Source organism: Asanoa ferruginea (assembly GCF_003387075.1).
Taxonomy (GTDB): domain Bacteria; phylum Actinomycetota; class Actinomycetes; order Mycobacteriales; family Micromonosporaceae; genus Asanoa; species Asanoa ferruginea.
On sequence record NZ_QUMQ01000001.1, the window covers coordinates 6867266 to 6880231 of the forward strand.

General features: G+C 72.1%; 15 protein-coding genes. 9 read left to right on the plus strand and 6 right to left on the minus strand.

Features of this window, described 5'->3' with window-relative positions; all coding sequences use genetic code 11:
• Positions 1-11: 11 nt before the first annotated feature.
• Positions 12-1628 (plus strand): AMP-binding protein, encoded by a 1617-nt coding sequence (locus tag DFJ67_RS32045; protein WP_116071924.1) that lies wholly within the window; start codon positions 12-14, stop codon positions 1626-1628.
• 219 nt (positions 1629-1847) lie between these two features.
• On the opposite strand, the gene DFJ67_RS32050 is transcribed toward DFJ67_RS32045, so the two are convergent.
• Positions 1848-2831, minus strand: coding sequence for a sporulation protein (locus DFJ67_RS32050; protein ID WP_116071926.1), 984 nt, complete (start codon positions 2829-2831; stop codon positions 1848-1850).
• Positions 2832-2989: 158 nt separating this feature from the next.
• Positions 2990-3832 carry a L,D-transpeptidase family protein gene (locus tag DFJ67_RS32055; protein WP_147315680.1) on the minus strand — a complete coding sequence of 281 codons (843 nt, stop codon included), beginning with the start codon at positions 3830-3832 and terminating at the stop codon, positions 2990-2992.
• A 27-nt stretch (positions 3833-3859) separates the two neighbouring features.
• On the opposite strand from DFJ67_RS32055, the gene DFJ67_RS32060 reads away from it, so the two are divergent.
• Genes DFJ67_RS32060 through DFJ67_RS32070 form a run of 3 tightly spaced genes read left to right on the plus strand, consistent with a single transcriptional unit; the run spans position 3860 to position 5621 of the window.
• Positions 3860-4576, plus strand: a complete 717-nt coding sequence (locus DFJ67_RS32060; protein ID WP_116071930.1) for a M15 family metallopeptidase — start codon at positions 3860-3862, stop codon at positions 4574-4576.
• A 23-nt stretch (positions 4577-4599) separates the two neighbouring features.
• A complete protein-coding gene (locus DFJ67_RS32065; RefSeq protein ID WP_116071932.1) occupies positions 4600-4980 on the plus strand; it encodes a hypothetical protein in 381 nt (126 codons plus the stop codon).
• Complete coding sequence (locus tag DFJ67_RS32070) at positions 4977-5621, plus strand: NIPSNAP family protein (RefSeq protein WP_239097417.1); 645 nt, start codon at positions 4977-4979, stop codon at positions 5619-5621. Before DFJ67_RS32065 ends, DFJ67_RS32070 begins: the two co-directional genes overlap by 4 nt.
• A 49-nt stretch (positions 5622-5670) precedes the next feature.
• Here DFJ67_RS32070 and DFJ67_RS32075 read toward each other — a convergent pair whose 3' ends face one another.
• Complete coding sequence (locus DFJ67_RS32075; protein WP_147315681.1) at positions 5671-5949, minus strand: hypothetical protein; 279 nt, start codon at positions 5947-5949, stop codon at positions 5671-5673.
• 176 nt (positions 5950-6125) lie between these two features.
• Between DFJ67_RS32075 and DFJ67_RS32080 the strand changes: the two genes are divergently transcribed.
• Together DFJ67_RS32080 and DFJ67_RS32085 are read left to right on the plus strand one after the other, a co-directional pair.
• Entirely contained in the window at positions 6126-6725 is a 600-nt protein-coding gene (locus DFJ67_RS32080) for a sortase (protein ID WP_170216079.1), read from the plus strand.
• Positions 6722-7234: an LPXTG cell wall anchor domain-containing protein gene (locus tag DFJ67_RS32085; protein WP_116071940.1), complete on the plus strand. Its 513-nt coding sequence runs from the start codon at positions 6722-6724 to the stop codon at positions 7232-7234. Before DFJ67_RS32080 ends, DFJ67_RS32085 begins: the two co-directional genes overlap by 4 nt.
• Before the next feature lie 68 nt (positions 7235-7302).
• On the opposite strand, the gene DFJ67_RS32090 is transcribed toward DFJ67_RS32085, so the two are convergent.
• The 3 genes from DFJ67_RS32090 to DFJ67_RS32100 are packed head-to-tail and all read right to left on the minus strand — an operon-like array spanning position 7303 to position 10507.
• Entirely contained in the window at positions 7303-8079 is a 777-nt protein-coding gene (locus DFJ67_RS32090; protein WP_116071942.1) for an ABC transporter permease, read from the minus strand.
• Positions 8076-9581 carry an ABC transporter permease subunit gene (locus DFJ67_RS32095; RefSeq protein WP_116071944.1) on the minus strand — a complete coding sequence of 502 codons (1506 nt, stop codon included), beginning with the start codon at positions 9579-9581 and terminating at the stop codon, positions 8076-8078. The genes DFJ67_RS32090 and DFJ67_RS32095 overlap by 4 nt, the downstream gene beginning before the upstream one ends.
• A complete protein-coding gene (locus tag DFJ67_RS32100) occupies positions 9578-10507 on the minus strand; it encodes an ATP-binding cassette domain-containing protein (protein ID WP_116071946.1) in 930 nt (309 codons plus the stop codon). Before DFJ67_RS32100 ends, DFJ67_RS32095 begins: the two co-directional genes overlap by 4 nt.
• Positions 10508-10642: 135 nt before the next feature.
• On the opposite strand from DFJ67_RS32100, the gene DFJ67_RS32105 reads away from it, so the two are divergent.
• The 3 genes from DFJ67_RS32105 (at position 10643) to DFJ67_RS32115 (ending at position 12911) form a co-directional block, all read left to right on the plus strand.
• Positions 10643-11755: a sensor histidine kinase gene (locus DFJ67_RS32105; RefSeq protein WP_203783982.1), complete on the plus strand. Its 1113-nt coding sequence runs from the start codon at positions 10643-10645 to the stop codon at positions 11753-11755.
• A complete protein-coding gene (locus tag DFJ67_RS32110; RefSeq protein WP_116071948.1) occupies positions 11752-12414 on the plus strand; it encodes a response regulator in 663 nt (220 codons plus the stop codon). The genes DFJ67_RS32105 and DFJ67_RS32110 overlap by 4 nt, the downstream gene beginning before the upstream one ends.
• A gap of 128 nt (positions 12415-12542) precedes the next feature.
• Positions 12543-12911 carry a hypothetical protein gene (locus DFJ67_RS32115; protein WP_116071950.1) on the plus strand — a complete coding sequence of 123 codons (369 nt, stop codon included), beginning with the start codon at positions 12543-12545 and terminating at the stop codon, positions 12909-12911.
• The last annotated feature ends 55 nt before the right edge of the window (positions 12912-12966 follow it).

A 12966-nucleotide genomic window follows, 5' to 3' on the forward strand; every position in this document is an offset into this window, starting at 1 on the left:
AACGTGCCGGTGTGACGCAGCTCGCTTACGCCAGTGGCCCGTCCGACACCGAGTTGCTGGCCGACACCATCGGGCAGAACCTGGCCCGCACCGTCGCCCGCTTTCCCGACCGCGACGCGCTGGTCGATGTGCCCAGCGGGCGCCGGTGGACCTACCGCGAGTTGGCCGCCGATGTCGACGAACTGGCCCGGGCGCTGCTCGCGACCGGAGTCGGCAAGGGTGACCGGGTCGGCATCTGGGCGCCCAACCGGCCGGAGTGGGTGCTGATCCAATACGCGACCGCGGCGATCGGCGCCATCATGGTCAACATCAATCCCGCGTACCGTCGGCATGAAGTCGGTTTTGTGTTGCGCCAGTCGGGGATCTCCGTGCTCGTCTCGGCCCTGACGCACAAGGGCAGCGACTACCGCGAGATGGTCGAGTCGGTGGCCGGCGAATGCCCCGCACTGCGCACCGTCGTCTATCTCGATGATCCTTCGTGGACCGACCTGGTGGCTCTGGGGGTGCCCTCGGCTGATCTTGAAGCCCGGGCCGCCACCCTGACCAGCGACGACCCGATCAACATCCAATACACCTCGGGTACGACCGGCTTCCCCAAAGGCGCCACGCTCTCGCACCACAACATCCTCAACAACGGCTATTTCGTGGGCGAGTTGCTGGGCTATTCCGAAGAGGACCGCATCTGCATTCCGGTGCCGTTCTACCACTGCTTCGGCATGGTGATGGGCAACCTGGCGGCCACGTCGCACGGCGCGTGCATGGTGATCCCGGCGCCGTCGTTCGAGCCGGCGGCGACGCTGGCCGCGGTGGCCGCCGAGCGGTGCACCTCGCTCTACGGCGTGCCGACCATGTTCATCGCCGAACTCGACCTGCCCGACTTCGCCGACTACGACCTGAGCAGCCTGCGCACCGGGGTGATGGCCGGCTCGCCGTGCCCGGTCGAGGTGATGAAGAAGGTCGTCGACCGGATGCACATGTCGGAGGTGTCGATCTGCTACGGCATGACCGAGACGTCGCCGGTCTCCACCCAGACGCGCGTCGACGACGACCTGGACACCCGCACCGGCACGGTCGGCCGGGTGCTGCCCTTCCTGGAGGTAAAGATCATCGACCCGGCGACCGGCGTGACCCTGCGCCGCGGCGAGCCGGGGGAGCTGTGCACCCGGGGCTACTCGGTGATGCTGGGCTACTGGGACGAGCCCGAGAAGACGGCCGAGGTGCTCGACGCGGCCCGCTGGATGCACACGGGCGACCTGGCGTCGATGCGGTCCGACGGCTACGTCAACATCGTGGGCCGGATCAAGGACCTGATCATCCGCGGCGGCGAGAACGTCTATCCGCGCGAGATCGAGGAGTTCCTCTACCGCCATCCGAAGGTCTCCGACGTGCAGGTGATCGGAGTGCCCGACGAGAAATACGGCGAGGCCGTCATGGCCTGCGTGACCCTGCGCGACCCGGGGGAGAACCTGACGATCGACGAGGTGCGCGAGTTCTGCCAGGGGCAGCTGGCCCACTACAAGGTGCCGCGCTACGTGCGGGTGGTCGAGTCGTTCCCGATGACGATCAGCGGCAAGGTCCGCAAGGTCGAGATGCGCGAGTGGGCGGTGCGGGAGCTCGGACTGGGCTGAGGCTGGCGCGGATGGGCGCCGGCTCTGCCGGCTCGGCCAGCCGCTTCCGGCTTGGCCGCCCGCCGGCTTGGCCGCCCGCCGGCTTGGCCGCCCGCCGGCTTGGCCGCCCGCCGGCTTGGCCGCCCGCCGGCTTGGCCGCCCGCCGGCTTGGCCGCCCGCCGGCGCCGCCGGCGAGCCGGAGCGGGGGCGGCCCGCACCGGGCCGCCCCCGCGGATCCGGTTATTCTCCGAAATCTCCGAAGTCGCCGCCGTCGTCTTCGAAGGCCTCTTCGATGATCTCGCCCGCGACCAGGCCGCCGGCCACGCCGAGGGCCGCGCCCGCGACGACGCCACCCATCCCGCCGCCGCGATGACCGTGGCCGTGACCGGCCATGCCGTGCTGGCCGGGCATGTCGTGGTGGCCGCCGCCGTGGCTGGCGTAGAACGACTGGCGCTGGTCGAGCGCCTGCCGGACCCAGCCGTCGACGACCTGGGCCCAGTTGGCCGTTTCGGCGTGTGAGTGTGGCACCGTGTAGCGGCCGTAGGCGTCGTGGCCGCCGGTGAACATGCCGCCGCGCTTGTCGAACTCGAGCACCACCTCGACCGTGTGCGGGTTGGTGACGAAGGTCAGCTCGACCTCGGCGATGCCGTGCCCGTATTGCGGCGCCGGCCAGAACTCGATCGCCTGGTAGAACGGGAGCGTCTGGTGCACGCCGTGGATCCGGCCATACTCCAGGTCGGCGGTCTTGAACCGGAAGCCGAGCCCACTGAACGCTTCGAGGATGCGCTCGTGCACCGGCAACGGGTGCACCGCGATCGGGTCGAGGTCGCCCTTGTCGACCGCGCGGTCGATCGCCACCTCGGTGCGCAGCCCCATCGTCATACCGTGCAGCCGCTGCCCGAAGACGTCGGTGACCGGGGTTTCCCACGGCATGTCGACCTGGAACGGGATGGACAGTTGCTGGCCGGCCGCGAGCCGGGTGCGGCCCGCGACGGCGGCGCGGTGGAACTCGCCCAGCGCGGCGTGGTCGCCGCCGCCGGCATCCACCTCGACGCGGGTGACCAGGCCGACCGTGATGTGTGCGAGCTCGACGTCGCTGGTGCCACCGGTGAGGTTGACCTGGCCACTCAGCGGCAGACCGGGGCGGGTGTTGGGATTGGACAGGACCGTGTCGACGCTGGGCCCGCCGACCCCGAGGGCGCCCAACATCTTCTTGAAGACCACGTGTCGTATCTCCTGGTGTCGAAATGAGAGTCGGTCGCATGCTCTGAATCAAGCGGAGCCCTTGCGGCACAACACTTCTCGGCGATTGCTCCACATCGGAGAATGCGGCCGTGCCGGGCGACCCTACCAGGCGAAGCTGACAGTTCGCTGAGAGTGACCTAGTAGCGGTCGAGCTCCGCTGCCGGTGCCATCACGATCCGTGGCTTGGCCGCCGGGTCGAGCCAGCGCAGCACCTTGACCAGATCGGACTCGGCCAGCGAGACGCAGCCGGCGGTCGAATGGCCCGGGACCATCACGTGCAGGAAGATGCCGCTGCCGCGAGGCGGGGTCGCCTTCTTGACCGGCGTGTTGTAGTTGATCACGGCGAAGTAGCGGTATTGCGGGTTGACCGTCCACAGCGCCTCGCTCGCGCCGCCCGGGTTGGCACCGTGGAAGAACGAGTTGTAGCCGGCGGTCGCCGGATTCTCGTTCCACCAGTCGTTTTCCACCAAGCGGTGGTAGCCGAACTTGACGCCGGGGTTGGCCGCGATGCCATACATCGTGCCGCCGAACGAGTAGACGCCGGTCGGGGTCGTGAGGTCGCCCTCGACCTTGCTGTCCTTGAAACCCTTGGTGCCCAACCGCGCCGGCATCGCCGCGAACGCCGGTTTCCACGTGTTGCCCTGTTTGGCGAACGCCTGGAGCGTGCCGGTGCTCGTGCCGTAGCCGTTGGCCTTGACGACGATCACCTGCTTGGTGGTGCTCGGCAGGGTGCGCAGCCGCGCCGCGTCGTTGCTCGGCGAGGTCGCCTTGGTCGTCGGCTTCTGGGTCGGCCGCGCGAGGCGCGTCGCGTGCGGCGTCGGTGCGAGGTCGGCCCGGCGGGCGAGTTGCTCGCGGGCCACGCCGTCGGTGGCTGCGGCCGCCGGCTGCCCGTCGACCTGGTCGCCGGTGACCGGCTGGGCACAGGCCGCGAGGGCGAAGACTGCCAGGAGGGCCACGGCCGACCGCCGCACTGCGCTCACGTAAATCCGATCCGTATCGTATGGACGATGCTGCGGTCGAAACCCTACCGGCTCCTCGTGCTGGCGGTGACCCTCGCTCTCGCCGGTTGCGGTGCGCGACCGGCCGAACCCGTGACGTGGTCGCCGCCGCCGGCTCCGTCGGCCAGCCCATCGCCGTCCGCGAGCGCGGAAGCCGCCGCTGTCTTCGCCGCCAGGACCAGCCCGGTCACGGCCGCCGAGCTGGGCGCGAGCTGGCACGCCGGCTGCCCGGTCGGCCCGGCCGACCTGCGCCAGGTGCGGCTGAGCTACTGGGGCTTCGACGACCAGCCGCACACCGGCACGATCGTCGTGCACCGCACCGTGGCCGCCGACGTGACGAAGGTGTTCCGCACGCTGTTCGCGAAGCGTTTCCCGATCCGCGGGCTGGAGCCGGTCTCCGCCTACGGCGGCAGCGACGACAAGTCGATGGCGGCCGACAACACGTCGGCGTTCAACTGCCGGAACGCCGTCTCGTCGGGCAAACCGTCGTGGTCGGTGCACGCGTACGGGAAAGCGATCGACATCAACCCGGTGGAGAACCCGTACCTCTTCAATGACGAGGTCCTGCCACCGCAGGGGCGACCGTTCGTCGACCGCTCGCCCTACCGACCCGGCATGGCCGTCAAGGGCGGCGTCCTGGTCAAGGCGTTCGCGGCAGTAGGCTGGAAATGGAACGTCGGCGGCGCCAACCCGGACTACCAACACTTCAGCACGACCGGTCGATAACCATAGTGGACGGAGGATCGGGCGTGAACGTTCGCCAGCTCGCCGCCGTCGACATGTACGGCTCGATCGGCGTGGCCTGGCGCCGCTGGCTGATCCTGGGCGAGTTCCTGCTCGGGCTGGTCGGTGGTCTGGCCCTCGGCCTCTACCTGATCCTGCGCGGCGGCCCACCGGGACCGGTCGTGTTCGGCGTCTGGGTGCTCGGTGCCGGCCTCAACTACCTGCCGCTCGCGGTGCACGCCCTGACCCTGGTCGCCCCGGGCGCGCTCGAACGCGAACTGACCGGCGTCGACCTGCCGGCGACGCTGCGCTACTACTCGGTGCGGCAGCTCTGGTTGGTCGTACCCCTGCTGTTCCTGGGCCTGGAACTGGCCCGAATGATCAAGGGACTACGGTCATCGGCGTGACGATTGTGGAGCTTCGGCAATACACCCTCGTGCCGGGTGGGCGGGACACGCTGGTTGCCCTCTTCGACGAGCACCTCGTCGAGTCGCAGGAGGCCGACGGCGCCCGGATCGTCGGGCAGTTCCGCGATCTCGACCGTGACGACCGGTTTGTCTGGCTACGCGAGTTCCCGTCGATGACCGACCGCCAGACCGCCCTCACCGCGTTCTACTCCGGCCCGGTCTGGAAGCAACACCGCGACGCCGCCAACGCCACCATGATCGATTCCGACAACGTGCTGCTCATGCGGGCGATCCAACCCTTCATCGGGTACGCGCCGCGCGACGCTGCCGTCCCGTCCGCCAGTGTGTTCGTCGCCGGGCTGCACGCGCTCGAGGGCGACGCGGTGGCCGACTATGCCGACCACTTCGCCCGCGAGGTGCGCCCCCGGCTCGGTGCCGCCGTGCTCGGCACCTGTCAGACCATCCACGAGCCGAACACCTTCCCGGCCCTGCCGGTGCGCGAGGGGGAGGACCTGTTCGTCTGGTTCGCCCGCCTCGACTCCGCGGCCGACCTCGACGCCTTCGCCGCGCGGGCCGAGGCCGTCGGCGGTCCCGTCACGTTGTTGCGCCTCGCGCCGACGCCGCGGTCGGCGCTGCGCTGACCGGAGCCCGGCGCACGTCCGGTTGGGACGCGCGCCGGCCGCGGTCGGATCAGGCCGCCTGCTTCGCCCGCTCACCGCGCGCGCGGACGAGCTGGACGATGAACAGGATCGGCGCGATGAACGCATAGACGAACATCCGGAACTCGCCGCCGTCGAAGATGAAGGCGAGGTAGAACGCGTACGCCAGGAAGCCGACGCCGAACAGGCCGCTCAGGACCCGCATGCCCTTGCCGGCGCCGAAGCCCACCCCGGCGATGACGAGCTGGATCACGCCGGACACCGCGAGCGCGATGACGTACGCGTTGAAGGTGCTGTCGCTGACATCCATGATGTGGTCCCCGTTTTCGAAGGTGACAAAGATCCACACCGTACGCGGACATCGATGATCTCGGCTGCCCCGGCGAGGTAGCCGAACGTTCAGATTCGCCTGCCGGGTCGGCGGACCGATGCCCGGTATCGGCATTCTGGCCCGGTTGAACGCCGTTCGTGCCTATCGTCCATTGTGTGATCGCCCGCCGGTGGACAGGCAGCGCCGTGGTGGGCGCCGGGCTGGTCCTGCTCGCCCTGGCCGGCGCGCCGCCGACCTGGCGCGCTCCCGACCTCGCGGCCACCCAGCGGGCCCTCGACGCGCGCTTGCCGACGACCGTCACCCGGCCGGCGATCGGCGCACCCTTCGCCCGACTCGTCATCCCGAAGCTGGGCCTGCACTGGGCGGTCGTGGAAGGCGTCGACCCGGCGGAGATCGCGGACGCGCCCGGCCACTACCCGCAGACCGCGCTGCCCGGCCAGGTCGGCAACTTCGCCGTCGCCGGGCACCGCAGCAAAGGGCTGTTCTGGGACCTCGACCGGCTGGCGCCCGGCGACGAGGTGATCGTCGAGTACGGGCCGCGCACCTTCACCTACGCCGTCACCGGTTCGCGGGTGGTCGCGCCGACCGCGGTCGAGGTGCTCGCGCCCGTGCCGGGTTCGCCGCGCGAACGGGCCACCGCCGCGGCACTCACGCTCACCACCTGCGAACCGAAATGGGACAACGACCGGCGGCTCGTCGTGACCGCGGCGCTCCAGGACGCCGCCAACCTCCCGGGAGAGGTGCCCAACACATGATTCTCCTGCGTACGGCGGTCGGCCTCGGCGCCGCCGCACTCGCGCTCGGGCTGGCCGGGGGCGCGGCTTCCGCGGTCGACATCACCACGCCGGTCGGCGGTGCGACCGCGTCGGGCGCCGACCTTCTGGTCTCCGGCCGCGCCGCCCGGCCCGGCACCACCGTGACCGTCACCGCGGCCGCCGGCAGCGGCCCGAGCATCGACGTGGCGTCCTGCGACGCGGCGGTCGGCGATGCGGGGACCTGGTCGTGTGCGCTGAGTGGGCTCGCGCCCGGCAGTTGGACGCTGAACGCCGCCGGCACCAGCGCCAACGGGGCCGCCGAGACGACGCCGCTGCGCAGCTTCCGGGTCGGCCCGGGCGGCCCGCCCGACGCGCCGCAGGCGCTGGCCACCACGGGCGACGCCCTGAACACGCCGCTGGCGACGGCCGGCGTCGCGTTGCTTGCCCTGGGCGCCGGTCTCCTCTACCGCGAACGCCGCCGGCCGGGCCGCAAGCTCCGCATCCGCTAGCCAGCCGCAAGCGCTCACTGCCGCGCACCGGAGCCAGGCCCGCTCCGGCCCGCGGACGCGAACGCGAACTACGCGTCGCGTAGGCGGAGCAGCGCCCCACCCAGCAGGAGCGCCCCCGCCGCCCAGAGGGCCAGCACTCCGAGCCCGGCCCACGGCCCGATCGGCAGGTCCGCGACGCCGACCGTGTGCTGGATCGACAACCCGGCGTCGCTCGGGGTGAGCTGCCGCAACCGCTTCTCCCAGTCCGGGTCCGAGACGACCGTGATCAGCACCGGCGCCAGATAGAGCACCGCGAGCACGACGCCCACCCCGGTGGGTGCGTCGCGTACCGCCGCCGCCAGGCCCAGGCTCAACAAAGCGACCAGGTTCAGATACAGCACCGAGCCGAACACCGCCCGCAGTGTCGCCCCGTCGGTCAGCGACAGCGGGGGATAGCCGTGCGCGGCGGTGAACCCGCGACCGGGCAGGATCAGCCGCCCGGCCAGGTAGGCGCCGAGCACCCCCGGGATCGCCGCCGCCAGGGTCGCGCCGGCGACCACCACGCCCTTCGCGGCCAGGAGCGTCACCCGCGACGGCACCGCCGCGAGCGTGGTGCGGATCAGGCCGTGGCGGTATTCGTCGCCGATCACCAGCACCGCGAGCACCGCGACGATCGCCTGGCCGAGTTGGACGCCCGTCAGGGTGGTCCGGACCGCGTCCTGGCCGCACCCCGCCGCCGGGCACTTCGCCGCGCCAACCGCCGCCGCGCTCAGCGAAACCGTCAGCACCGCCGCCCCGATCACCAGCCACAACGGGCCGGCCACCGTGCGCAGTTTGGTCCACTCGGCGTGCAACGCGGCGGTCATGCGTCCCTCCGGCGCAGCAGCACGGCGGCGATCGCGAGCGCGGCCACCGTCCAGCCGCAGAGCACCGCGAAACCGCCCCACGGCGACAGCGGGAAATAGCCGAACGCCGGCGTGTAGGCCTGATAGACCTGCGGCCACACGTGCAGTGTCTGCTGCACCGCGAACGCCGCGGCGGGGGTCAACCGCAACACCCATTGCGCGGGTACGGCCGGCAGCACCGCCGCCACCGACAGGATGTAGGGCAGCGTGATGAGCACGACGACGGCCGCCACCGCTCCGGCGCCCCGCCGCAGGATGGTGCCGATCGCGAGGGCGAAGACCGCCGCCACGGCGAGCAGGGCGGCGGTGCCGACCACCAGGCGCACCTGCGTGCCGATCGGCGCCGGATAGCCGTCGCCGCCGAGGATCGCCTTGCCGAACAGCAGGGCGCCGGTCGAGGCGATCAGGCCGACGACGAACGTGATCGCGCCGAGCACGACCGCCTTGGCCGCGAGCACCCGGATCCGGCCCGGTGTGGTGGTGAACGTGACGCGGACCAGGCCGCGCCGGTATTCGGTGGTGATGAACAGGACCCCGAGCACCGCCACGACGGTCAGCGCCGCGAAGCTGCCGACCAGCGTCTGCTCGAGCTTCGGCCCCGGAGCGCCGGTGGTCGGCGCGACGTCGCCGGAACCCTGCACGGTGAACGTGTCGCCGGTGCGGGTGGAGACCACCGGCGGCGCCTGCGGGTCGCTGGCGCTGGAGACGTCGGCCGTCACCCAGTCGGCACCCGGACGGCCGCCGCTGATCGCGAGGTTGTCGAACGTGCCCGTCGCGATGACCTTGCCGCCCATGCTGCTGGAGCCGCCGAGAAACTGTTCGAACTCCTCGTGCCCGGGCGTGGCGACGAAGATCCCGGCGGTCGCGTCGCCGGCCGCGAGCGACGCGGTGCCGACCTCGGTCCAGGCGGTGCCGTCGGCCGACGCGTACCCGGTGACCGTCCCGCCCGTTCGCACCAGCCGCAGCCAGCGCGCGTCGGCCGGCCCCGCCTTGTCGTGGATGTAGTCGTGCTGCATGCGTACCCCGTGCCCACCGGTCACCATGACCGCCGCGTAGGCCGAACCGGGCGTGGTGCTCGACTTCACGATCAGGCCCGCCTTGGCCCATGGCTCGGCCGGTCCCGGCGCCGGCGCCGCCGGCCGGTCCGGCGCGGTGGGCGCGGCGCCTTCGGGCGCGCCCGTTGGTGGTTCGGAGCCGATCAGCGACGCGACCCGCACGGTCAGCGTGCCGTCGCCGTCGAGCGGCTGGTGCACGAGGGTGAGCCCGTCGAGCACCGGAAGGCCGTCCGGCCCGACCGGTGCCTTGCCGCGACCGGGACCTCCGCCGGTGTGGCTGCTGCCGGCACCCGCCAGCCCCGCGAACAGCAGCATCAGGAAGACGGCGAGCCCGCAGCCGATCACCCAGCCGCGGACCGACCGGAACTTGGTCAGCTCGGCATGCAGGAGCCCGACGAACCCGCTCATCGCGCGACCTCCGTCGGCTCGGCGCGGAACTCGACGGCGTCGCGGGTCAGGTCCATGTATGCCTCTTCCAGCGTTGCCCGGTGCGCGGCCACTTCCGAGAACGGGACGCCGGCCCCGCTGAGCACCGTCACCACCCGGTCGGCGGGGAGCCCGTCGACGGTCAGGGTGTCGCGCTCGGTCACCGCGACGGTGGCGCCCTCGCGGGCCAGCGCGGTCATCGCCTCGGTCCGGGCGGCGGTCCGCACGGTGACCCGGTCGCCCGAGGCCGCCGCGATCAGGTCGGCGACGCTCGTGTCGGCGACCACCCGGCCGCGGCCGACCACGACCAGGTGGCCGGCGGTGTCCTGCAACTCGCTCATCAGGTGGCTGGAGACCAGCACGGCGCGACCCTCGGCGGCGAGCGCGCGCAGGAAGCCGCGCATCCACCGGATCCCCTCCGGGTCGAGCCCGTTGAACGGCTCGTCGAGCATCAGCACCGGCGGGTCGCCGAGCAGCGCGCCGGCGACCCCCAGCCGCTGCCGCATGCCGAGCGAGTAGCCGCCCGCCGAACGCCGGCCGACGTCGGCCAGCCCGGTCAGCCGGAGCACCTCGTCGACCCGCTTGCCGCCGAGCCGCTGCGAATGCGCCTGCCAGAGCAGGTGGTCGCGGCCGCTGCGGGACGGATGCAGGGCGGATGCGTCGAGCAACGCGCCGACGTGCCGCAGCGGCGTGCGCAGGCTGCGGTACGGCCGGCCCCCGATGAGCGCGGTGCCCGCGTCGACCCGGTCGAGACCGAGGACGACACGCATGGTCGTGGACTTGCCGGCGCCGTTGGGCCCGACGAACGCGGTAACCCGGCCCGGGGTGACGGTGAACGTCATCCCGTCCAGCGCCACGGTCGACCCGTACGTCTTGCGCAGGTCGGTGACCTCGATGGTGGCTTCCATGACACGTCACGCTACGAACTGGGGCGCTCCGGGTCGTCCCGCGTGGGAGCCATTTTCGGCATCCCTGGCGGGAGGGGCAGGCGCATCCCTGGTGCGAGGGACGACCCCGCGCCGGCCGGCGGCGAGAATGGCAGCGTGACCCCGCCCGCGACCCGGCGCGCGGCCGCCGCCGTGCTGGCGGTGGCCGCGCTCGTCGAGGTGCTGGCCCGCTCCGCGTCGTCAGACGTCACCACGCAGTTCCTGGTGGTGGTCGGCGCGCTCGCGGTGGCGTCGACGGCGCCGCTGGCGTTGCGCAACCCGACCGCCGGCGCGCTGCTGATCACCGCCGCGTCGGTGCTCTCGCTGGCCGGCTTCCGGCTGGCGATCGTGACCGGCCTGCTGGCCCAACTCGTGGCCGGCTACCTGGTCGGCCGCCGGGGTGCGCTCGGGGTGGCGGTGCCGCTCGGCCTGCCCTACCTGGTGCTGGCGTTCTTCTTCCCGGCCGCGGTGGTGCTGGCCGGCCTGTTGCCGATGTGCGTGCTGGCCGGCGCCGCGCGTCGGGTCAGCCGGGCCGACGCCGCACACCTGGCGGCCCAGGACGCGTTCGCCGGGACGCTGGTCGAGCACACCGCGCGCGGCGAGCGGGCCCGGATCGCCCGGGAGTTGCACGACGTGGTGGCACACCACATCTCGATGATCTCGGTGCAGGCGGAGAACGCGCGGCTGACGACCGCGGGGTTGCCGGAGGCGGGCGCACAGAGATTTCTGGCCATCGGGGGTACGGCTCGCGCCGCGCTCACCGAGATGCGCCGCCTGCTGGGGGTCCTCCGTTCCGATGCCGACGTCGGTGTCCCGGACCGGCGCCCACAGCCCGGCGTGCGCGAGTTGACCGAGTTGCTCGACGAGGCCCGCGACGCGTCCGGCGCGGGCACCCGGCTGATCCTGAGCGGTGCGCCGGTGCCGCTGGACCCGGGCGTGGAGTTGGCCGCCTACCGGATCGTGCAGGAGGCGCTGACCAACGCCCGCCGGCACGCACCCGGCGCGGCGGTCGACGTCGAGATCACCTATCGTCCGGACGCGCTGTGCCTGCGGATCCGCGACAACGGCCCTGGTCCGCCGCCCGGCTCTGGCGGCGGGCACGGCCTGTCCGGGATGCGCGAGCGGGCCGCGGCCGTCGGCGGAGAACTGCGTACCGGATCCGGCGGTGCCGCCGCCGGCGGCTTCGTCGTCGAGGCCACGCTGCCCACCTCAGCCCAGGAGGACCGATGATCCGCGTGGTGGTGGCCGACGACCACGAGGTGGTGCGCGGCGGGTTCGCCGGCCTGCTGGCCACCCAGCCCGACATCACCGTGGTCGGCACGGCCGCCGACGGCGCCGAGGCGGTGAAGGTCTGCGCGGCCACGACGCCCGACGTGGTGCTGATGGACGTGCGGATGCCCGGCGTCGACGGCATCGAGGCGACCCGGCTGCTGACCGCGTCGCCGGCACACCCGCGGGTGCTCATCCTGACCACGTTCGACCTCGACGAATACGTCTACGACGCGATCCGCGCGGGCGCCAGCGGCTTCCTGCTCAAGGACGTGCGCGCGGAGTCGCTGTTCGACGCGGTTCGGGTGGTCGCGGCGGGGGAGGCCCTGCTCGCGCCGACCGTGACCCGCCGGCTGATCAGCGAGTTCGCCCGCCAACACCGTCCATCGGCACCCGACCCGGCGGCGCTGTCGGCGCTGACCCCGCGGGAGACCCAGGTGTTGCGCCTGGTGGCCGAGGGTCTGTCCAACCCGGAGATCGCCGCCCGCCTGGTGGTCACGGAGGAGACGGTCAAGACCCACGTCAGCCGGATGCTCACGAAGCTCGGCCTGCGCGACCGCACCCAGGCGGTGGTCGCCGCGTATGAAACGGGGCTGGTCGTCCCGCGCAGCCGCGCCTAGCGCGCGGTCCGTTCGGGTGCAGCAGGGGAGCCGATCGGGCCGAGCCCCGCTTCCGGGGCAGCCGCGACGGGCGCGCATTCCTAGACTGCTGGGCGGTTGATCTCATGATCAAGAGAGGTATGACGTAGATGGCCCTGCGCGACAAGCTCATCGAGCGGACCCAGCCCCTGCTCCCCGGCGAACAGATCCAGCAGATCTTCCTTGCCCAGTCCGGCGTCACCCCGTGGGCGAGCGCCTTCGCCGGTCTGCTCGGCCAGACCCTGCTCCGCCGCCGCATCGTGGCGGTAACCGACCGGTCCATCGTGGTCCTGAGCACGAACTTCAACGGCACCGCGCCCAACGAGGTGCTGCGCCGGCTGCCGCGGCAGACAGCGATCGGCCCGGCCAAAGGCATCTGGGCCCGGATCAACGTCGGCGACGAGAAGACCTGGTCGCACGCCAGGTTCCGCAAGGAGATCGAAGCCGCTGACGCCGCCCTGGGCACCAACGCGCGGTAGCGCGTACGCGGGGTGACGAACAACCGTCGTCACCCCGCCGCTGCTGTCGCATCCG

What these genes read in the sequence shown, in the direction of transcription:
- DFJ67_RS32060 (WP_116071930.1), top strand. Translation starts at nt 3,860, where the DNA reads ATGCTGCGGTCGAAACCCTACCGGCTCCTCGTGCTGGCGGTGACCCTC.
- DFJ67_RS32075 (WP_147315681.1), bottom strand. Translation starts at nt 5,949, where the DNA reads ATGGATGTCAGCGACAGCACCTTCAACGCGTACGTCATCGCGCTCGCG.
- DFJ67_RS32085 (WP_116071940.1), top strand. Translation starts at nt 6,722, where the DNA reads ATGATTCTCCTGCGTACGGCGGTCGGCCTCGGCGCCGCCGCACTCGCG.
- DFJ67_RS32090 (WP_116071942.1), bottom strand. Translation starts at nt 8,079, where the DNA reads ATGACCGCCGCGTTGCACGCCGAGTGGACCAAACTGCGCACGGTGGCC.
- DFJ67_RS32095 (WP_116071944.1), bottom strand. Translation starts at nt 9,581, where the DNA reads ATGAGCGGGTTCGTCGGGCTCCTGCATGCCGAGCTGACCAAGTTCCGG.
- DFJ67_RS32100 (WP_116071946.1), bottom strand. Translation starts at nt 10,507, where the DNA reads ATGGAAGCCACCATCGAGGTCACCGACCTGCGCAAGACGTACGGGTCG.
- DFJ67_RS32110 (WP_116071948.1), top strand. Translation starts at nt 11,752, where the DNA reads ATGATCCGCGTGGTGGTGGCCGACGACCACGAGGTGGTGCGCGGCGGG.
- DFJ67_RS32115 (WP_116071950.1), top strand. Translation starts at nt 12,543, where the DNA reads ATGGCCCTGCGCGACAAGCTCATCGAGCGGACCCAGCCCCTGCTCCCC.